A 22,123-nucleotide genomic window follows, 5' to 3' on the forward strand; every position below is an offset into this window, starting at 1 on the left:
CTCTATGAAAAAAACCCAAATCTTAGTTCTCGCCTTGGCAATAATTGCTATCGGCGTTTTATTTCTCCTTCCGAGGGTAATTATCGACAATGACGAGGGCAATTCAGAAATATCCAGTAATGAAGCAAACCCTGTGGCAGAAACCGAAGCATTGCACAATGCGCCAATTTCTGCTTCTGAAAGGGAAACGATCACCTCACTTGTGACAAAACTGGATAGAGAAGAAAATAAAGAAAAATTCGTTACCTTCGCAGACTCTATCGCTTTATTGTACAACCAAATCGGTAAATTTGACAGCGCAGCATTTTATTATGAAAGGGCTGCAGAAAAAATTGACAATGCCGAGAGATGGGAAAAAGCGGGAAATGCGTATTACGAGGCATTTGGTTTTGCTTTGAATGACCAAAAACTCGTTTTTCTTGCTGAAAAAACAAGGAATTACCTCAATAAGGTTTTGGAAAAAGATCCAAAACGATTGGATTTAAAAACAAAGGTTGCCATGACTTATGTTTCCTCCTCCAACCCAATGCAAGGCATCACCATGCTGAGGGAAATATTGGAAGAAGATCCACAAAACGAACAAGCGATTTTCAATATGGGCCTGCTATCAATGCAATCCGGCCAATACAAAAGAGCTGCTGAACGTTTTGAGGAATTGGTAAAATTGTATCCGGAAAACATTCAGGGTCAGTTTTACTTGGGAGTGAGTTATTTCGAATCAAAACAAAATAATAAAGCAAAAAAGCAGTTCCAGATAGTCAAAAGCACGAGTACAGACCCTATGGTGCTGTCAAGTGTAGAAAGTTACTTGGAAAGGTTATAAATAATTGTTCAACTTTAAATATACATCATCATGCCTTGCGGTAAAAAAAGAAAAAGACATAAAATCGCTACGCACAAGCGTAAGAAAAGATTAAGAAAAAACAGACATAAGAATAAGAAGAAGTAGTACACTTCTTCTTATTTGAGTTTTTACATTAAACGTTCATTTACATTATAAACAGAGACACGATTTGAGCACAGAATTAGTAATCGATTCTGCTCAAGGCGGTAGTCGCATAGCCCTTTTGAAGGACAAAAACTTGGTAGAGCTCCACTCCGGTGGGGAAGACAACCAGTTTAAAGTCGGTGATATTTATCTGGGTACGGTTCGTAAAATTGTCAATGGGCTCAATGCAGCCTTCATAGACGTTGGTTATGAAAAGGACGCTTTCCTGCATTATCAGGATTTGGGTCCGCAGATCAACAGCTTGAACAAATACACGAAGCAGATACTCACTCAAAATGCCACCAACTACAACTTAAAAGGGTTTGGTTTGGAGCCTGAAATAGAAAAGCTTGGGAAAATTTCCAATGTCCTTTCTAAAAACAGCCAAATATTGGTTCAGGTTGTAAAAGAGCCGATCTCAACGAAAGGCCCACGACTATCGTGTGAGCTCTCCATTGCCGGTCGCTATTTGGTAATGGTCCCATTTTCGGATTCTGTCAACGTATCGAAAAAAATACGAAGTGCAGAAGAGAGAAGAAGACTGGTCCGACTCATCACTTCCATCAAACCCGCCAACTTTGGCGTCATCATCAGAACCGTTGCCGAAGGCCAATCCGTCATAGAATTGGACAAAGACCTCAGGAATCTGGTGACCACTTGGGAAGAAGGAATGAAAAAATTGGCCAAAGCCAAAGGCCGCGACAAGGTAATCGGAGAAATGAGCATGGCATCCTCCATCATTAGAGACCTGCTCAACGAATCATTCGATGCAATCACAGTAGAGGATGAGTTGATTTTCGATCAGATTCGGACTTATATAAGGACGATTGCCCCTGAAAAAGAAAAAATTGTCAAGCTTTACAATGGTAAAGCAAAGCTCTTTGAAAGTTTTGGAATAGAAAAGCAGATCAAAAGCTTGTTTGGTCAGACGATAAGTCTTCCACAAGGCGGTTATGTTATCATTGAACATACCGAAGCCCTTCACGTCGTCGACGTGAACAGCGGAAATAAATCCAATCAAGAAAGTGACCAGGAAACAACGGCCTTAAAAACCAACCTGGCAGCTGTAAAAGAAATTGCCCGACAACTACGCCTCCGAGACATGGGAGGCATCATCGTCATTGACTTCATAGACATGAAAAAAGCCGACAACAAGAAGGCTATTTATGAAGCGATGAAAGACGAAATGAAATCTGACAGGTCAAAAAACACTGTTTTGCCGCTTACCAAATTTGGTCTCTTGCAGATCACCAGGCAGCGGGTAAGACCTGAAGTAAACATTGTCACCAAAGAAACCTGCCCAGCCTGTAATGGCACCGGCAAGATTCAGGCTTCCATATTGGTCGCCGACAAATTGGAAACAGACCTCGAGCATATCGCTACTATCCAAAATGTTTCAAGCATACACATCGGGCTTCACCCATACCTGTATGCATATTTTACCAACGGGATTATTTCCCAACGTGTAAAATGGTTTTTCAAATATTTTAAGTGGGTAAAACTGATCAGAGATTCCTCACTACCCGTGACGGAGTACAGATTCCTGGACGACTCAGGAGAAGAAATAGAACTAACAGTAAAAAGCGAGATCGAATAGATCCAGCATTTTCAGAATCAAAAAGGGCACGAAGGGATAAACCTTTCGTGCCCTTTTTGATTATATGGGAAGACGATTTACTTAATGCCATAACTCAACCGCATCGTGATCGAGGCGGTTTTTTCCTTTGAGGAAGTATTGAAGGTGCCACCCCAGGAGTAGTCCTCTGTAGAATTTTGGCCTGTAATCTGGAAAATCCCCATATTGGCGGAATTCAATTTTCCCAATTTCGACCCTGAATTTTCGGCGATCTTTTCGGCCCTGAGCCTTGCATCTTCGGTGGCTTTCGAGATCATTTCAATCTTGAGGCTTTCGAGTTGGGTATAATAATATCGAGGAGGCTGGGAATAGAATTTAACCCCCTGCATCAACAGTTCCGTAATTTCACGCGAGATTTTCTCGACTTTTTCTATTTCTTTGGATTCGATCTGAATGGATTGGTTGAGTTCATAACCCAAAAAAGTCTGTCCCATAAAATTGCCGGTACTGCTGTAATTCTGCTGGTATCTGGGATTGGTGCTGACGGCGGAGAAAATGATCTTCTCTATTGGGATTCCCTTGGCGACCAAATAGTCGGTTACCGCTTTTTTGTCCTTCTCCAAATCCGCATAGGCCAACTTGATATCGTAATTTTCTCTACTGAAATTCCCCTCCCAAACCACCAAATCGGATGAAAAATTCTTTTCTCCTAAGCCGGTCACATCGACGGCTCCAGCCTTTTTGTTGCGGTTCACAATGGAATTTGCCAAAACAATGGAGGAGATTATTATGGCGATTGCAAAAATAACCGCGGTAAGATGATTTTTCATAGATGATGAATTTTAGGTAAACCAATTTAAAACAATTCCTGATCAATAATCATTTTGGATATAAAAAAGGATGCCTATATCAAGGTCACTCACATCACCTTTTGTCTATAGGATTGAGTAGCCGGATTTTCCAGATCGATCAAATAGCCATTCACAACAGCATATTTCAACTTTCCGTCCTTGGCCAGAAAGAAATTGGGACTTCCCCCCATTTCTATTCCAGTTGGAATTTCTGTCTTGTTCTTCAACAGCAAAATCGGGAAAGCGTGACTTTGTCTATCCAAGGATTCTATCACTTTAACTCCCAAAAACCCCTTTTTCAGCAATTCAATGGATTTTTCCATCGTGATTTCCTCCGGATTCTTGAAGCTTGTTTCATATATTTTGCCCTGTACCACTTCCATTCCTGCGGCATCGAATTCCTCGAAACCATAAAAAACGGATAAATCGCCCAAATCATCAATGGTTCCATTCACGAAAAAACTATCGTTTGCATCGGCCTCTCTTCTTCTGATACCCAAGTCAACCCCATAATTGGTCTCATTTTTTACCAAGGCCAAATTTTTCAGAATCAAGTCCATCAACTTTAAATCATTGTCAGGAATCTTGTAATAATCCTCCAAAACATATTGATCATGGGAGCCATTGGCGATCTCAGAAAGTGCATTGAGGATAATGATAAAGTTGAGCTTGCGGATATACTGCTTTTCGGGGTCATCCTTATAACCGCCCGATTCAATCAAAATGGTGCTAGTTCCCCATTTCTGGAAATTGTCGCCAAAAGCCCTTGGTTCAAAAGCATCGTCATATTTCCCGACTTGGCCAGGGACGATTTGCTGAAGGACACGGTTCATTCCCACGATGACCTGCATGGCATTCTTTCGGACGTCATTCACTTCTGTTGCATAATTGTAAGCAGGTGCCAAAACTGAAATGGTTGCGGGCTTTTCCGTTTGAGAAACATTATAATAGACCTGCTGGTCATGAAGGTTGAATCCAAATGCTGGTGAAAAATTATCTCTGGCATTTTTGAGGACAATGGCCTCCGGTGAAGTTTGCTTGATGGCATCACGGTTAAGATCAATGTCGAAAGCATTTCTTCTGGTCCAGTTATCCATTCCATCGGGATTGACCATGGGGATAAACCTCAGGGTGAGTTTGGATTTCAGGGTATTCCTGAGGTCTTCAAAATCATCATCTTTGGCTTCCAAAAAATTGAAAAGATCAAAAAGTGCCATGGTAGCCGTACTTTCATTGCCATGCATCTGTGACCAAAGCATCACCTTGGTAGGCCCATCACCGATGGTCATTTGGAAGATTTCCTTCCCTTCTACAGATTTCCCTATTTCCTCCACAACAAAATGTCCATCCAATCTCCCTTTCACCAAAGGCATGGCTTGGGCATGCTTGAATCTTCTTTCAGTGATGGACTTTTCTTGGTACTGTTCATGGACCGCCTCCAGAAGACTGATGTCCAATGCAAGAAATTCCTTTTTTTCGTTTTGACAGGAAAAAAGAAAAAACAGGAACAACAAGGCAGAAAAACTGGTGGATTTGAAACTGAATGAAGGAATCATGCGGGTCTTTGATTTCATGGAATAATCCGTGTAAGTTATGGACTTAAGCAAAAAAATACACTTACTTTTGGCCAAAATATAAATTCATTTTTATGCAGCTCTCCTACATTGTCAAAGATCTTGTTCTAAAGCACACTTTTACGATCGCCCATCAAAGCCGGGACATTCAGGACACGGTGATAGTCCGCTTGGATGATGGAGAAATGTATGGTTATGGAGAAACCACCACCAATCCCTTCTATGGAATGACGGCGGAGAACATCACTCGTTGTTTGGAAGAGGCTAAAGATCGGGTAGAAAATGGCCATTGGAATTCACCAGAGGAGCTTTGGGAAAACACCAAAGAAATCTTTAAGAGCAACCCATTTGCACAATGTGCCTTGGATATGGCGGCTTGGGATCTTTTTACCAAAAGACAGGGGAAAAAGCTTTACGAATATCTGAGACTCGATCCAAAAAACACCCCCACCACCAATTTTACGATCGGCATAGATTCCATCGAAAAAATGGTCTCCAAAATGAAGGAGGTGGATTGGCCCATTTATAAAATCAAGTTGGGAACGGACCATGACATGGAAATCATCCGTGAGCTTAGAAAATATACCGATTCCATCTTCCGTATTGATGCCAATTGTGCCTGGACCGCGGAACAATCCATCAGGAATTCGGAAGAACTGGCAAAACTCAAGGTCGAATTTATGGAGCAGCCTCTCCCCAAAGATGATCTGGAGGGGATGAAAGAGGTCTTCAAATTCAGCAAATTGCCCGTAATTGCAGACGAAAGCTGTATCATCGAATCAGATGTCAGAAAATGCTTTGGTCACTTCCACGGCATCAATGTAAAGTTGGTGAAAGCTGGAGGAATCACACCTGGACTGCGGATGCTGCAAGAAGCCAAATCCTTGGGTATGAAAACCATGGTGGGCTGCATGACCGAGTCCTCAATTGGGATCACTGCCATCGCCCACATTGCCCCATTATTGGATTATGTAGATATGGACGGAGCCATGTTGCTGGCGCATGACATTGCCACAGGAGTCAGGATAACGCCCGATACAATCACTTTTCCTGAAGGGAATGGGATAGGGGCGGAATTGATCAGCTGATCATTATCGGTAAAGAATTCTTTAACCCCACCAATGTGGAGTAAGAATTTTCATCAAAAAGCCTCTCCAATAAAAAGATAAACTCCTGATCCTTCCTGCGTGTAGGCAAGATCGAAACGGGTATAAATGTCTTTTTTGGGAAACAAAAGAAACCTCAAACCGGCACCCGCTGACCAGACCACTTTGTGAATCGATGCTTTTTGGAAATCGGGAAACACTGTCCCCAATCCTCCGAAAACCGCTGCTCCTATCCGCTTTGAAAAACCCAAAGGGAGCGGAAGGAATCGGTTTTCGACTTGGAAAGCAAGTAGGTTTTTGTCCCGATACCGGCCCATATAATATCCGCGCATCATGTTGTCACCACCCATCAAGGCCAGTTGATTGAAAGGAACATCCCCTGTAGTGAACTGGCCAAGAAGCTGGGCTGCCAGCACATTGTTTTTTCCGATCGGCCTATAAATCCTTGTGTCTGATAGAACCGAAGTAAAACCAAAATCGCCAAGTGCTTGGGTATATCTCAAAATGGCCAATTCCGAAAACAGTCCTTTTCTCACATTGAGCACATTGTGCCTGTTGTCATAAACGAGCCCAACTCCTAAACCCAAATTTGTAGAACCTTCGCTTCCTGTTGGCAAATCAATTGTCGGGTTTTCGGGTGAGGCCTTAAAATCCACACCGCCTAGTCGCTGAAAGTCAGCCTGAAGTCCAAAAAAAAGGTTTTTTCTTACCTGCCGAAGTACTCTTTCTCTGATCATTATCTGATTGGCTTCTACAAGTGCCAAATATCCCGCAGGGGAATCCATGCCAATTCCGTGGTATTTCAGCGGAAAACTCTGAAGGCGCAACCTTCCCAGAAAAAACCATTTGTTTTTATCCGTGTACAATGCGTGATCCAACCAAAGTCCGTATTGATTCTGAAGGGTAAAAAATGTAAAGGCATTGACCTCACTTAGTCTGTTGGTGGTGTCTTTTTTTGGATAATAAACATAGAGAGAAGAAAATCCGATTTCCCAACTTGTTTCGGGAGAATAGGCAACCGTTGGATACATCAAAAATTGGGGTTCCCTGATGTCAGAAGTGTCATTGATGATCCCGTTGACGTATTTTTTGAAAATGTTTTGGCTAAACGTAGGTGAGTAGAAAGGCAAACAAAGAATGAGTATTAACAAAAAAACGATTTTTCTGTACATGATTCAAAAACGGGGTGGATATTCCAAATAAATATTCTGGAATAGTTAGCAATGTTCTTCCAATCCAAACTTAACCTCGAATATTTCAAATAGGTTTCAAATTGTTTTTTGAAAGCTGTAGAGAAAAAAACCACTATTAATAAAATCAAACATTTTCTTTTCCTATCTGAATGAATGGATGGAAAGAACCAATTGCTCTAATAATTTTTTGCTACTTGAATCTCACGATTTTTCCATGCGCTTTTGAAGTCATTGGATGGGGAATGGATGCGGTGATTTCATTGTAAAGAAGCTCCACCAATTTCTTTTTCAAAAAACTTCTTGTCAGAATAATACTTACCTCGCGTATCGGTTCTTCCTTGTCGAATCTTCTTAGCCGGAGTTTTTCCTCCTCGGTCAAATCAAAGGTGGCCAATTCTGGAAGAAGGGTGATTCCCTGGTATTTATTCACCATGTTTTTTAGCCCTTCCAAAGAGCCGCTTTCATAATGAAAATTCATCCTATGGAATTTGGTTTTGTTGCATAGGTTGAGCACCTGATCCCTGAAACAATGACCTTGCTGAAGCACCCACATATCTGCATTCTCAAGATCCTTGATATCCAAGCGATCCTTTTTCAAAAGAGGATGGTCTTTTGATAAATAGGCATAAAATTTTTCGTAGAACATGGGCTTTTCCAAAAACCCCGGTTCCTCCAAAGGAGTAACAATGATCCCAAGATCGATTTCATCGTTTTTAAGTCTCTTTAGAATCTCCTCGGTGATCAAGTCCTCCACCTGAAGCTGAACATTGGGGTATTTTTCGAGAAAAACCCGAATGAAACGGTGCAGCAGATAGGGAGCAAGCGTGGGAATGATGCCAATCTTGATCACTCCGGAAACATCCCCTTTGAGCTGGCTAACCAATTCAAAAATACCCTTGCTGTGAGAAGTCACTTTCTTGGCTTGTTCGATGATGGTCGCTCCAATTTCTGTTGGAATCACGGGCATCTTGGAGCGGTCAAAAAGAATGACACCGAGCTCTTTCTCCAATTTGTTTACTTGCGCACTGAGGGTGGGTTGGGTAACAAAACAGGATTCCGCTGCATTACCAAAATGGCGATGTTTGTCCACTGCAATGATGTATTCAAGTTGTTGGATTGTCATTGTTATTCCTTAAACATCTCATAATTCCATTCAAAAAATCCGCTTAACTGTGTGGCCACAAATATAAAAATCTTTTTGTCTTTATTTAGATTTGATTTAAATAATGATTATTTTTGCCCCATTAATCTACCAAAATATGCTCAAAACTCTTATAAAAACCAGTCTCGTTGCAGCCCTTGCGGTTTCATTGTTTTCCTGTAGCAGCACCCCCGAAGAAGGTGTCGTAAATGTCTATACCCACAGACACTACGAAGCAGATCAACTGATCTTTGACAAATTCACCGAAAAAACCGGAATCAAGGTCAATGTCGTAAGTGCCAGTGCAGATGAACTGATCCAAAAGCTGGAGCTGGAAGGTGCCAATTCACCTGCGGATGTTTTGATCACTGTGGATGCAGGAAGACTTCACCGCGCTGAAACAAAAGGATTGCTTCAAACTATTTCCTCGGAGATTTTGGACACAAATATTCCAAGCAAGTTCAGAAATCCAGAGGGATACTGGTTTGGTTTGACTTATAGAGCAAGGATTCTAGCCTACAGCAAAGAGCGGGTAAAAGCAGAAGAACTCAGCACGTACGAGGCTTTGACAGCGCCAGAGTGGAAAGGAAGAATATTGACCAGGTCCTCCGAGAATATTTATAACCAATCCCTATTGGCATCGATCATTGCGGCCAATGGAAGTGCAGGTGCGGAAAAATGGGCCGCTGATCTTCTTGCCAACATGAGCAGATCTCCAAAAGGCAGTGATAGAGATCAGGTAAAAGCTGTCGCCTCCGGTGAAGGGGATGTGGCGATCGTCAATACCTATTATATCGGTATCATGCTCAATGATGCCAATGAGGAAGAAAGAAAAGCCGCAGAAAAAGTTGGCATATTTTTCCCCAATCAAGGAGACCGAGGAACCCATATCAACATTTCAGGTGCGGGCGTCACCAAATATGCTCCCAACAAGGAGAATGCAATAAAATTATTGGAATTTCTATCTGAGCCAGAATCCCAAGAAATTTTGGCCAATATCAACTTTGAATATCCCGTGAACCCTTCTGTAGAGGTTTCCGATTTATTGAAAAAATGGGGGAACTTCAAAACGGACGACCTCAATCTTTCCAAACTCGGTGAAAATAACAATGAGGCAGTTATCATTTTTGATAAAGTCGGTTGGAAATAAGTTAAACCCGAAAGATGCATTAGGCTTTCTTAGGATATTGAAACCGAAAGAAAATCAGACAATTGGGAGACTATTTCCTGACACCGACATGGTGAAGTCAATAAAAGCCAAAAACTGACTAATTATCAGATAAATACAGTATTGAATGGCATTCGTAATGCATAAAATGGGTTAAAATCCTTGGAAATAAGAAAACGACATTATTATTGGTGGAACAAATGGACAGGCTACTCTATTCTAATTGTATTGGTGGTAGCTACCCCTTTGTTCACCATTTTATTCAAACTATTTGATCGTCCTGGAGATAGCTGGTCACATATCTTCAATAACTTACTTTTTGACTATTTCCAGAACACAATTCTCCTTCTCCTTGGAGTGGCTTTTTTTACCTTTTTGCTCGGTGTCAGCACTGCCTGGTTGGTTTCCAATTATGAGTTTCCTGGCAGAAAATACTTCGAATGGTTGCTTATTTTACCCTTGGGATTTCCAGGGTACATTATGGCCTACACCTATGTAGGTTTGCTGGATTATGCAGGCCCATTTCACAGTTTTCTTCGCAACACGCTAGACATTCAGGTAAAAGGCAGCCTGATTGACATCATGAACCTTCCCGGGGCGATATTTATTTTATCCATTACATTGTTCCCCTATGTGTTTTTGATTTCGAGAGCCTCATTTGCCCAACAATCCAAAACCCTTCAGGAAGCCTCCTTTCTTTTGGGTTCAAACAGAACCAAAACCTTTTTCAAGGTTGCGCTTCCGATGGCCCGTCCGGCAATAGTGGCGGGGATCGCATTGGCTTCCATGGAAGTCCTGAACGATTATGGTACGGTGAAATATTTTGGCGTGAATACTTTTACCACCGGGATATTCAGGGCTTGGTTTTCAATGGGAGATTCCTCCACAGCCATTTATTTGGCGGCTATCCTGATGGTCTTTGTATTTGCCATACTCTATCTCGAATCCCTTCACAGAGGGAATAGACAATATTCTGCAGTGAATGGGATCAACAAACCCACAGCTAGAATTCATTTGTCCATGGTCAAAAAGGTCCTTTTTACCGGAATCTGCTTCCTTATTTTTATAGTCAGCTTTTTGACCCCATTTTTGCAACTCCTGTATTGGGTAAGCATGACGTATGAGAAAGTCATCGATTCTGAATTTTTCCTGCTGATCTTCCGAAGTTTTGGCCTGGCCGCAGTCAGCGGTATTATCATCGTACTCTTTGCTGTAGTATTGCTCTATACTTTGCGTTTGAGCCCCTTCAAGTGGATTAAAAGCATTACCAAAGTGTCCACCTTGGGTTATGCGGTACCCGGAGCGGTGATTGCCGTTGGCGTTTTGATTCCATTTTTGGCATTTGACAAGTGGATTTATGATTCTTTTCTTTCTTCCAAAACTGCGGGGTTGTTTCTGTCTGGGACTTTATTTGCCTTGGTCTTTGCCTACGTGGTGAGGTTTATGGCCGTAGGATATAACCCAGTAGATGCCGGATTCCAGAAAATCGGGATACACATCAATGAGGCCAGCAGGCTTCTTGGCACGAGAAGCACACGAACGCTCTGGAAAATAGACCTGCCTTTGATCAAGACCAGTTTGATTTCCGGCATATTACTGGTATTTGTAGACGTTTTAAAGGAATTACCTTTAACTTTGATTTTAAGACCATTCAATTATCAGACATTGGCCACCAAGGCATTTGACATGGCGACCAATGAAATGATCGCTGAATCGGCGAATGCTGCATTGATCATCATCCTGACAGGAATCATACCCATCATTTTCCTCAACAGGCTCATTAAGAAAAGAGAATTTTAAGGATACAAGCCAAAACCTGATGACGATTTTATCACTCCATCACATCTTCAAAAAATACAGCCAAGCTCCCGAATATGCCATCAATGATGTTTCTTTTGATGTCAAAGAAGGAGAAATTTTGGCTTTGGTGGGGGAAAGCGGCTCAGGAAAAACCACTTTGTTGAGGCTGATTGCAGGCTTGGAACATCCAGAAAGCGGTTCGATTTCACTTTCCGGACAGGTCATCGTAGAGGGTCGGGAATCGGTCCCGGCACATGAAAGGCAAGTGGGGATGGTTTTTCAGGATTATGCACTTTTTCCACACCTGACCATTTTGGAAAATGTGAAATTTGGCCTGCAAAAATTCAAGGGCGATAAAGAAAAAAAGGTTCGAGAAACACTCCTCTTGGTAGGGCTTAAGGAAGATTTCAACAAATATCCCCATCAGCTTTCCGGAGGCCAGCAACAGCGTGTAGCCTTGGCGAGAGCGATGGCTCCGAATCCCAAAATCATTTTGATGGATGAACCCTTTAGCAATCTTGATGCAATGCTCAAGGATCAGGTCAGGGAAGAAATCCGACAAATCATCAAGAAAACAGGTGTGACTGCCATTTTAGTCACCCATGATACTCGTGATGCGCTTTCGACTGCCGATAGGATTGCGATCTTGCACAAAGGCTATCTGCAACAGATCGATATCCCCAAAATGCTTTATGAAAAACCCGTGAATCCTTATGTTGCCAACTTCTTTGGAAAGAGAAACGAAATCTTGGCGACGCCTACGGCTGAAGGATTCTACACACCCTTTGGTTTTATAAAAGACAAAAAAGCGGGAGATTATAAAGGCAAAGTAAAGTTACTTTTTAGGCCGGAGCACGCTGAAGTGGTTCAGAATGACGATCAGCAACTGATTGGAACCATATTTAAGGTTTCTTATTTTGGAGACCACCAAATCGTGAAAATTGCAGATGAAGAGGGAAAACGGATCAGTATCAGGACCAATCCCGGAAGAACCTTTGAGGGAATAGAAAAGGCGTTTTTTTATCTCTGGAAATACGATGTGGAAGAGGCATTTTAGAATTCCCAAAAACCAAAAATTTCAGCCAAATTCCTGGAGAACAAAGTCTGCACCTTCGAGAGAACCAATATAAGATGTGGCGATCCATTTTCACCCTAAATCACCACTATCAGGTAGCATAGGGCTACAACATCAATTGTTGATGTTCTATGGAAAGCCTGAATAATGTCTACGAGGAATCATAGAAGGGAAAAGAATCCAAAACTCCCTGACCCAGATTTTAAGTGGATTGGCTTGAACCCGAAACATACATTCGGAAACCTAATGGGCTTGAATCTGCAAGGAAACCAGGCTATTTGGAAAATAAGGCATTGTACCGACAAGCTGAGATTAAAAAAAGGAATCATTGACTGATTGTTAAGCAATTTCAGCTGGAATGAAGCTATTGATGCATTATACCGTTTGAAATATTGAGTTAAACCCGAAATATGCATTAGCCTTTCTAAGGATATTGAAACCGAAAGAAAATCAAACCATTGGGAGACCAATTCCTGAAACCGATATGGTGAAATCAATTAAAGTCAACAAGGGACTAATTATCAGATAAATACAGTATTGAATGGCATTCGCAATACATAAAACGGGTTAAAATTCGGAGCCTAGGCAGAAGAGATCATTCATTCAATAATATTCCGGTAAGCCAAAGAATTGTTTCGAATATAACCCTGCACTCTAAAACTCAAATATACAACCAATTTCATTGCTTGATCGAGCATGTATGTTGGTTGATCAATAGCAGTATCCATTATTTGGAATAAAAGCCAATCCCCTCATCGAACTGCCTGCCTTGCTCAGGATCAGGGTTTCAAAAAAATTAAAGAATATTATCCTAGTCCAGCTTTAGTAGGATAAATTTTTGTTGATCTCACTGAATGCCAATTAGAAATCGGCATTTTTAAAATACAAGACCGCATTGAATGTGGAAATTTCACTTGGCTTTTCAAACATCTGATTTACCTTTGCACTTGGTCAAGAATAGTCTATTCCAAATACAATCGGTTTCATTCAATCCTTTTGAATGAAACTAAAAGAAGAGAGTTTTTAAAACCAACACATTTTACTGAATTGGCTAGTGGAGAAATTCTTTTTCTCCAGACCAATGAAACGACGAGATTTTAGACATAAAATGGAAAAAGATATCACAATATATGATATAGCTAAAGATTTGGGAGTTTCTCCAACCACAGTCAGCAGGGCTTTAAACAACCATCCGGCAGTAAAAGACAAAACGAAGAAAAAAATTTTTCAGGCCGCAGCCGATATGGGTTATCAATCCAACGTATTTGCGGCAAATTTAAGAAGTAAAAGAACGAATAACATTGGGGTGATTGTACCAAGTTTGAACAGTAATTTTCAGTCCTCCGTCCTGGCCGGCATGGAAAAAGTCGCCAATAAAGCAGGTTTCAACTTAGTCATCAGTCAATCCCTTGAATCAAGCGATAAAGAGATTGCCAATACCAGATCCATGTTCAACAGTAGGGTGGATGGATTGCTGGTTTCCTTGGCAAGTGACGCGGAGCATTTGGAACATTTTGCGCCATTTCACAAAAGGGGTATTCCTGTGATATTTTATGACAGAATAGCCAATAGCGATGACAGTACAGGAGTTACAATAGACAATATTCAAGCTGCTCAGGTAGCCACAAACCACCTAATTGAACAAGGCTGTACGCGTATTGTCCACGTCTTGGGAAGTGTCAAAGTGAGTGTGTATGCGGATAGATTGAAGGGATACAAGTATGCATTGATGGAAAAAAACATTCCTTTTGACCAAGATCGAATTATCATACTGTCTGAAATCAATGAAGAGGCGGGCGAAAAAATTGTTAACCAAATCTTAGAAATGAACCCGATTCCTGATGGGCTCTTTGTCTCCAACGATGCCTGTGCGGCAAGCTGCATCAATCATCTAAAACAAAGGGGAATAAGAATACCAGAAGATATCGCCATTGTAGGTTTTAACAATGAGGTGATTTCCAGACTTGTGGAACCTAAAATCACAACCATCAACTACCCGGGATTTGAAATGGGGGAGGTTGCCATGAAAAGTCTGATCAATTACCTGGATGAACCAGAAAGGACTACGCTACAAAACACAAATAAAATCACTTTACGCTCGGAATTGATTATCCGGGAATCTTCTTTGAAAAAAAAGGATGGCTTTTTTAATTAGTAAAATCGGATCGCTTTTCAAAAAAAAGATCCCTAAACCCGGTATTTTTGGAATTGTAAATGAAAAATCTCGCTAGAAATAAGAACGTAGTTTTGACGCCTGGTTATGAGGGTTAAGGACTTAATTTTTATATTTATTTCCTGAATCCAGGGTAAAACCGCCCAATTGGAAAAATCAAACTACAAAATTGTTTTGAACCAGTTTTATTCATTCTCAATTCCATCCTATAATTACCTAATAATCATCCAGTTGTTTGCTTGACTTCCCCAGTTCGGTATTACACCTTATTTATGAATTGGTTTGATATTCTTGCCATTTCAAGACCTATTGGGAAACCAAATTCAGGTTTCGAGTTGAATAAAAAATGGGTGGAAGATTATCTCCCACCCAGTAACAAACCAGTTTTGATTTTTAAATATTAAATTCTCACGAATTAATACCCTGGATTTTGATAAATGGTTCTATCACCCTCCATGGCATCAATCTGACTCTGTGGAATTGGTCTTAGGTAATGGTGCGCTTTGATATTTCTCGTGATGGTTTGCGGCGTGTGGTCTCCATAATTCCTACCTCCAATTTGATAGGTCTTTGCCAATTCTTCCCACTTTTGCGTACGGATCAAGTCATACCAACGATAGCCTTCGGCATAAAATTCCCTTGAACGTTCGGCAAGAATGTAATTGATGTCGATCACCATTGGAGTGGCAGCAATCATTTCTGCGCTGTTGTCAATGATTTTTTCTTGGTTCCCATTGTTATCCCAACGCCATACACCTGCTCTTGCACGAAGCACATTGACCAAATCACGTGCGCTTTTGCCTCCAACGGCTCCTTTTACAGCAGCTTCAGCCGCGATCAGGTACAGTTCAGAGAACTTGGCAATGTTGAATGGTCTGGTACTTCCCGCATTTGGCTGACCCAAGCCGTCACCACTGTCTGTGCGATAAGGCCCCAATTTCCAAAGACCTGGATAGACGATTCTACTTATTCCTTTTGGAGAAACCACAAAATCGGATCTTCCCGGCAATATCCCTGCACCAATATTTCCACCCAAACTCGCTGGAGTAGGATACACAATCGCTTGATCAGGCTCCTCATTCAAAAATGTTAGAATCGCGTCACCTGGCTGCACTTGGATCAAATTCGCATTATAAATGGGGCTACTGATGGCTGGTGCTTTGTCAGTATTGGCACGGTATACCGTAGTAAAGGTACCGTCATAGCGAGAATCATTGCTCTTATCCGCAAAGGTATTGGTAATCACACCTATTGTCGGACACATACGCGTCCATGGTCGACCTGTCGCTTGAGCAGCTTCCCGCCTTACAGACTCGATATTATTGGCCCATTGGGTGGCCGATGCACTACTTCTGATCACGGTATAATTCCAAGTCATCATCCAACCCGCGAAGTTGTCAGGTGCGCCTCCACCTCCAAAAGTGAGACTTCCACCATTGTAAAACTCACTGGTTTCAGTATGATCTGCATACAATAACATTTCCTTGTTGCGGTCATTTTGCGCCAAATTGACATCATAAAATGTCTCTTGAAGGCCAAAAGGTCCCGGATTGTCTATTGCTTCGTTCGCAATATCATAGGCCCGCTGGAAATACCATTGTGCATTATTTCCATCCGGATCTACTCTGGAAGTTTCTGGATACGTAGGAATGTTGTTTGGATTTTCCAACCACCAAGCATAAGTAAGGTAGGCCTTTGCCAAATAAAGACGGGCCAAGGTTTTGGTAGCGGTACCTGTAAGCCTACTTACCTCGGGCAGTTCATTTACAGCTCTGACCAAGTCTGGGAAGATTCCCCTCGTGTATACTTCAGGCACAGTATTCCTTACGGAGGTCCTGGTTGGGACAACATTAAATTCCAATTCCCCAGCGCCTAAATCAAGCGGCACACCGCCGAAAGTCTGAACCAACAAGAAGTAATCAAAAGCCCTAAAGAACCTGGCTTCTGCCACGAGGGCATCGGATACACCCGCATTTTGAGCGAACTTTATGATACCGCTTGCAGTGTTTATATTCGAATATGCGGCTCCCCATAAAGCATCTGCACGGCTGTTGTTCGGATCAATATCTCCTTGGCCACTGATATCCATCACCAAGAAATTTTGGTCCGCACTCTGGGCATATGTTACTTCATCAGTCCCGGTTAAGGTGGTGTTGAAATAATATGCTTGTCCATAAATGTAGCGAAGGTGCGCATACATCGATGTCAATCCACCTTGAATGCCTTCTTCGGTTTGGAAAAATCCAGGTTCAAATATACTCCGGGGTTTTTCATCCAATATTTCAGAGCATGATACAAGGAAAAGCGCTGTCAAAAACAAGCCCTTTATTGAATTTTTATATAGCTGTATCTTTTTCATATTAAATTAAAATGTCAAGTTAATACCCAATATAAAATTACGTGTTGCTGGCGCATTGGTGCCAATAGTCAACAATCGACTTGGGAGCGCATTGGTAATTGCGGTATTTTGGTTGGCGAATGAATTGGTTTCAGGATCCAAGCCTGTTTCCTTATGGAATGGAGAAAACAATACAAATGGATTCTGTACAGCACCATAAACTCTAAATCGACTCAATCCCGCTTTGGTCATCCAATTGCTTGCATTGTCAAAGTTGTAACCAAGGGTCATGGTTCTGATTTTCAAATAGGAGCCATCGAAGTAGCCCAGCGTGCTGCCATACTTAGGATTGTCACCACTCGCCAAGCCTCCAGGTGCAGGATATCTCGCATCTTGATTTTCAGGAGTCCAATAATCCACTTTAACATTGTTTCTTCTTCCATTCATCATGTTGAGATATCCTGAAGAAGAATGAAGGGAGCTAATAAGCACTCCGCCGCTTTTGAAGGTCCCAACAATACTCAAATCAAAGTTTTTGTACCCAACGCGGGTATTGAATCCTCCCATGAAGTTGGGTTGCAAATCAAGAATTTGACGATCAGCAGGCCCAACCGCCCGGGTAGGTACTCCCTCATCATTAAATTCACCTGTATAGGTAACTTTGATCATTCCCGGATTCCCTCCTGGCTCCAAAATATTCCGGTGCATATCATTTTCCTGCCACAAGCCTTGATACTGATAATCAAAAATTACATCAATTGGAGAACCCACAAACCACCAGTTTCCTTCGTCTCTCGTCTGTCCGGACGCTAAAGAGACTAGTTTGTTTCGGTTGGCATAAACATTCAATCCTGCTTCCCAGCTCCAATCTTTATTTTCGAATATCAATCCATTCAAGGATAGTTCAACCCCTTTGTTTTGGGTTTCACCAATATTTGCAGTGTAACTTCCTACTCCAGAAGTTGCTGGTAAATTCACACCCAGCAAAATATCCTTTGTGTTCGTAATGTAATATTCTGCACTACCTGTCAGACGATTGTTAAACAAACCGAAGTCAACCCCTATGTTATAGGTCTCCGAGTATTCCCAACCCAGATCCGCATTGGGGAGTGAATTGACAAAATAACCGGTAGCATAGGTATCGTTTCCAAAATTATAGGGTCTAGTTCCTAAGCCTCCCAATGTCGCATAAGGTGCGATTGCCTGATTTGAGGTCTGACCATAGCCCACTCTCAATTTCAACAAATCCACAGAGGCGGCATTATTCATAAAACCTTCCTTTCGCAAATTCCACCCAGCTGATACAGCAGGATAAGTATGCCACTTATAGCCCGGTGCTAGTCTAGAAGAACCATCAGAACGTAAAGTTGCTGAGATCATGTACCGATCGTCATAAGAATACATTACCCTACCCATATAGGACATCAAACCCCATAGTTCATAGCTTTGATCGCCTGGGTTAACTTGAATCTCTCCGTTGGCAAGACCAATGTTATAAAACTGAAACTGATCGGCTGGGATATCTCTTGCCGTCATTCTGGATCTATGAAATTTATTTTGTTCGGTTGAGTATAGGGCTGTTACATTAACAAAATGTTTATCTGCGAATATTTTATCGTAGGTGATCAAGTTTTCCACAATCCAATGGTAGTTATGGGAATTTCCCACACCTGCCGTGGAAGGAGTAGTAGGGTTTGCGGTGTTTATGCCTCTTCCCGTATAGTCACCTTGGTTGCTTTGACGGTAATCCAAACCTAAATTGACTCTGTATTTCAAGCCATCCACTCCTGGGATTTTCGCTTCTGCATAGATTGCATTGTATGTTGCAAATGCCCGCGTTTCGTTCAGCCATTGACCCTCTAAGTCTCTCACAGTTTCACGAGTGGTTACAAATGATTCATCCAAAGGCATGGTGATTGTCCTCCTCCTGGTTCCGTCCGCATTAAACGGAGATGCGATGGGAGACATACTCAGGACATTGTACAAACCAACTTGAGAACCTTGCGTGGTATTAAAATTATTGTTGGTATTGAATCCTATTCTAAAGAAATTCCCAATTTCCTGGTCAACTGCAGCCCTCATGGAGATTCTATCATACTGCTGGGTAGGGACGACTCCTTCATCGTGGTAGTATCCCAAACCAAAACTGTATGTGCTTTTCTCTCCACCACCAGTAACGTTTATATCATGGTTGGACATCACGCCGTTTTGGTAAAACAAATCCTGCCAATCTGTATTGATGTCATTGGACTCACTCGGTCCATTGGTAAACATGCCTGCGGCTTCTCTCATTTGGATAAATTCCGGACCATTCATCATGGGATATGGAGAGAAGACTGTTTTTGGGCCGTGAAAACCGCTATAACTCACTTTCGCCTCCTGCCCCTTAAAACCTTTCTTGGTTGTCACCAATACCACACCATTGGCACCTCTCGATCCATAGATCGCCGTTGCCGATGCATCCTTTAGGATATCAATACTTGCGATATCCTCCGGATTGATATCTCCAATGGAACCAGAAAATGGAATTCCATTCAATACGACCAAGGGATCGTTACTTGCCGTAAGTGACCGATTGCCCCTTATTCTAATACGCATGGTAGCGCCCGGCTGAGAAGAGGTCTGGGATATTTCCACACCCGGGAGACGACCCTGAAGGGCCTGTGTGATATTTGCCGAAGCTACTTCCCTCATGACGTCTCCTCCTATTGAAGCCACAGATCCAGTCACCGCCTCTTGGCGCATGGTCCCGTATCCAACGACGACCACCTCTTGGAGTGAACTGATATCAGGTTTCATATTTACGGTTATAGAAGACCGATTGCCCACCAGTAATTCCTGAGTAGTAAAACCAATAAATGAAAAGACCAATGTGGCTCCTGGCTTTACATTGATCCTATACTCTCCATCTATACCTGTTACCACCCCATTGGTAGTTCCTTTTTCTTGAATTGAAGCACCTGGCAATCCAATTTCATTTTCGTCGAGAACAGTTCCCGAAACACTTACGCTCTGAGCCATTGACAGATTGCTGATAAAAATAAATACCAGTGCAGCTGTCATGCGAACAAGCCAATTTCCAATCGGTATTTTTTTGACCTTACTGAAAATAATGGCGGATGTTGTTTCCATAAGTTTGATTATTTTGAGGGTTTGTTAAATAGGTTGATTACCACTTTTCTTCACACCTTTTTTTTAGGCAAAGCACTGAAAAAGCCAATAATTTGATAAACCTCTAAAAAAATAAGAATAAATGCAACCGATTTCATTTTTATTTTCATTTTACCCGGCGTGGCCAGCCAAGCGGAATTATATTTGAATTAAAAGCCTCTTTTTCATGGTCTTGGTAATTTTGTGCTCCAATTCAAATTTGGTCGCCCTATGAACCCGAAAAAGCAGATTTTAGTGAATGATTTTGTTTTACGCATTGATTTCCTACCTGCTTTTTCAGTAAATTCCATAAAACCGAAAACACTGATTTTGCCCCTCAGGAATTGGCGGAATATTGACTTCGGGTATGGGAGAGACAAGCTTCGTTTTACTACGCAAATTCCTTCTAATCAACAGGAGTCTCCCTTTTTTCCAGAGGATTGGGATAAATCTTTCATGCTAGCATTCCTCCCAAATTGCCTCACAAAGAAGAAATCAGGCCCTTTATCAAACATTGGCATACGAAGGCTATTTTTTGGACCCTTAAATTTTTTAGATAAATCGTTTTAAAGTAATATTATACTGAAGGCGATGCCGAAAAAAGAATATTCAGCTGTATTTCTGAATAAATGGGATGCATCACCCTTTTTAGGATTGACATTAAACCCAACGAACATGAAAAACAACAAAACCACTTTTTCCAGAAGGAAATTTCTGGGGACATCCCTATTGACCACCGCAGGATTGGCGGCCTTGCCAGGAATGAGTTGGGCAGAAAATATTAAGCCCCTTGCAGATATTCATCAGATAAGACTTGGGTTTATCGGATTGGGCAGACAATCCATGGGGCTCCTCAATGGCATGATAAAAATCCCTGGGGTAGAAGTGGTGGCAGGTGCGGATGTCTATCAGGTAAAAAGGGAGCGATTTGAACTTCGCGTTTCCAAGGCCTACTCCGAAAATGGCAAGCCCTCCCAAAAAGTGACCCTCCATGAAAATTACAAGGACCTTTTGGCAAGACCGGACATAGATGCGGTTGTTATCGCCTCTCCCGATCATTGGCATGCCCTGATGGCCATAGATGCCTGCAAAGCAGGAAAGGATATCTATTTGGAAAAGCCACTTACACTGACCATCAGAGAAGGCCAAGAATTGGTAAAGGCGGTTAGGGCCAACGGAACCATCCTCGCCGTAGGCAGTCAGCAGCGATCAGACTTGAATTTTCAACACGCCGTGAGGATGGTTCAAAAAGGAAGAATCGGAAAACTCGAGAAGGTTTTGGTCAATGTAGGACAACCGGAGCATCCCATCTCTTATGATTTGCCTGAACAAAAAATTCCCGATGGTTTGGATTGGAAATCCTGGTTGGGACCATTGAAACCAATTCATTACAACGAGCAATTGAACCCATCCATCAGCCTAAATCCAGAAAAGAACGAAACTTTTTGGGGAGCTTGGAGAAAATACAAAGAAACAGGGGGAGGATACATGACGGATTGGGGAGCTCATATGTTTGACATTGCGCAGTGGGGAATGGGTATGGACCGCAACGGACCTTCAAAAATTCTTCCTGCCATGAATGGCAAACCTCTGACCTACCAATATACAACTGGTGTGGAAATGGTCGTGGGGGCTTTTGATGGCCCCACACAGGCAGTAAAATTTGTCGGTGAAAAGGGATGGATTCAAGTTTCAAGAGGCAAATTCGCCGCCTCAGATGAAACCTTAAATCCAATCATGGAACGCCCAAACCCAGGGTTTCCGCCACACCTTTTTGACTTCATCGATTCCGTTCAGAAAAGAAGAGACCCTATGGTTCCAGTTGAAATAGGTCACAGTACCTGTATTGTCTGTACTTTGGGAAACATTGCCAATGAACTCCAAAGGCCCTTGGTCTGGGACCCAAAAACAGAAACATTCCCAGAGGATTGGGAAGCAAGCACAAAACTTCATTACAATTACGAAAAAGGATTCACACTTTAAACCCAGC

The 22,123-nt window shown here is 42.0% G+C and carries 14 protein-coding genes and 1 pseudogene; 9 read left to right on the top strand and 6 right to left on the bottom strand.

The genetic code is table 11. From position 1 onward, the window contains the following. The first annotated feature begins 4 nt into the window (after nucleotides 1-4). Together F824_RS0100650 and F824_RS0100655 are read left to right on the top strand one after the other, a co-directional pair. The gene (locus F824_RS0100650; protein ID WP_019595904.1) at nucleotides 5-823 is read left to right on the top strand and encodes a tetratricopeptide repeat protein; all 819 of its coding nucleotides are present in this window, start codon (nucleotides 5-7) and stop codon (nucleotides 821-823) included. 190 nt (nucleotides 824-1,013) lie between these two features. After that, nucleotides 1,014-2,585: an Rne/Rng family ribonuclease gene (locus F824_RS0100655; protein WP_019595905.1), complete on the top strand. Its 1,572-nt coding sequence runs from the start codon at nucleotides 1,014-1,016 to the stop codon at nucleotides 2,583-2,585. Between the two features lie 77 nt (nucleotides 2,586-2,662). On the opposite strand, the gene F824_RS0100660 is transcribed toward F824_RS0100655, so the two are convergent. Together F824_RS0100660 and F824_RS0100665 are read right to left on the bottom strand one after the other, a co-directional pair. Beyond that, nucleotides 2,663-3,394 carry an SIMPL domain-containing protein gene (locus tag F824_RS0100660; RefSeq protein WP_019595906.1) on the bottom strand — a complete coding sequence of 244 codons (732 nt, stop codon included), beginning with the start codon at nucleotides 3,392-3,394 and terminating at the stop codon, nucleotides 2,663-2,665. 89 nt (nucleotides 3,395-3,483) lie between these two features. Then, complete coding sequence (locus F824_RS0100665; RefSeq protein ID WP_019595907.1) at nucleotides 3,484-4,989, bottom strand: M14 family zinc carboxypeptidase; 1,506 nt, start codon at nucleotides 4,987-4,989, stop codon at nucleotides 3,484-3,486. Between the two features lie 74 nt (nucleotides 4,990-5,063). Between F824_RS0100665 and F824_RS0100670 the strand changes: the two genes are divergently transcribed. Beyond that, nucleotides 5,064-6,077 carry a dipeptide epimerase gene (locus F824_RS0100670; RefSeq protein WP_019595908.1) on the top strand — a complete coding sequence of 338 codons (1,014 nt, stop codon included), beginning with the start codon at nucleotides 5,064-5,066 and terminating at the stop codon, nucleotides 6,075-6,077. 53 nt (nucleotides 6,078-6,130) lie between these two features. On the opposite strand, the gene F824_RS0100675 is transcribed toward F824_RS0100670, so the two are convergent. Further along, nucleotides 6,131-7,267, bottom strand: coding sequence for a BamA/TamA family outer membrane protein (locus F824_RS0100675; RefSeq protein WP_019595909.1), 1,137 nt, complete (start codon nucleotides 7,265-7,267; stop codon nucleotides 6,131-6,133). Between the two features lie 211 nt (nucleotides 7,268-7,478). Further along, a complete protein-coding gene (locus F824_RS0100680) occupies nucleotides 7,479-8,411 on the bottom strand; it encodes a hydrogen peroxide-inducible genes activator (RefSeq protein WP_019595910.1) in 933 nt (310 codons plus the stop codon). Nucleotides 8,412-8,514: 103 nt separating this feature from the next. Here F824_RS0100680 and F824_RS0100685 point away from each other — a divergent pair, with 103 nt between their 5' ends. The 5 genes and pseudogenes from F824_RS0100685 (at nucleotide 8,515) to F824_RS0100705 (ending at nucleotide 14,627) form a co-directional block, all read left to right on the top strand. After that, nucleotides 8,515-9,579, top strand: coding sequence for a Fe(3+) ABC transporter substrate-binding protein (locus F824_RS0100685; RefSeq protein ID WP_019595911.1), 1,065 nt, complete (start codon nucleotides 8,515-8,517; stop codon nucleotides 9,577-9,579). 180 nt (nucleotides 9,580-9,759) lie between these two features. Beyond that, entirely contained in the window at nucleotides 9,760-11,397 is a 1,638-nt protein-coding gene (locus F824_RS0100690) for an ABC transporter permease (RefSeq protein ID WP_026333405.1), read from the top strand. A 109-nt stretch (nucleotides 11,398-11,506) separates the two neighbouring features. Then, nucleotides 11,507-11,848, top strand: a pseudogene (locus F824_RS28225) (ATP-binding cassette domain-containing protein); the annotation flags it as partial. Between the two features lie 234 nt (nucleotides 11,849-12,082). Further along, the gene (locus F824_RS28230; protein ID WP_408005415.1) at nucleotides 12,083-12,454 is read left to right on the top strand and encodes a TOBE domain-containing protein; all 372 of its coding nucleotides are present in this window, start codon (nucleotides 12,083-12,085) and stop codon (nucleotides 12,452-12,454) included. 1,126 nt (nucleotides 12,455-13,580) lie between these two features. Continuing rightward, nucleotides 13,581-14,627, top strand: a complete 1,047-nt coding sequence (locus F824_RS0100705) for a LacI family DNA-binding transcriptional regulator (RefSeq protein ID WP_019595915.1) — start codon at nucleotides 13,581-13,583, stop codon at nucleotides 14,625-14,627. Nucleotides 14,628-15,060: 433 nt separating this feature from the next. On the opposite strand, the gene F824_RS0100715 is transcribed toward F824_RS0100705, so the two are convergent. Beyond that, nucleotides 15,061-17,004, bottom strand: a complete 1,944-nt coding sequence (locus F824_RS0100715) for a RagB/SusD family nutrient uptake outer membrane protein (RefSeq protein ID WP_019595917.1) — start codon at nucleotides 17,002-17,004, stop codon at nucleotides 15,061-15,063. Nucleotides 17,005-17,010: 6 nt separating this feature from the next. Continuing rightward, complete coding sequence (locus F824_RS0100720; RefSeq protein WP_019595918.1) at nucleotides 17,011-20,115, bottom strand: SusC/RagA family TonB-linked outer membrane protein; 3,105 nt, start codon at nucleotides 20,113-20,115, stop codon at nucleotides 17,011-17,013. 693 nt (nucleotides 20,116-20,808) lie between these two features. Here F824_RS0100720 and F824_RS0100735 point away from each other — a divergent pair. Beyond that, nucleotides 20,809-22,116: a Gfo/Idh/MocA family protein gene (locus F824_RS0100735; protein WP_026333406.1), complete on the top strand. Its 1,308-nt coding sequence runs from the start codon at nucleotides 20,809-20,811 to the stop codon at nucleotides 22,114-22,116. Nucleotides 22,117-22,123 lie beyond the last annotated feature (7 nt).

The organism is Rhodonellum psychrophilum GCM71 = DSM 17998, from assembly GCF_000381545.1.
GTDB lineage: Bacteria > Bacteroidota > Bacteroidia > Cytophagales > Cyclobacteriaceae > Rhodonellum > Rhodonellum psychrophilum.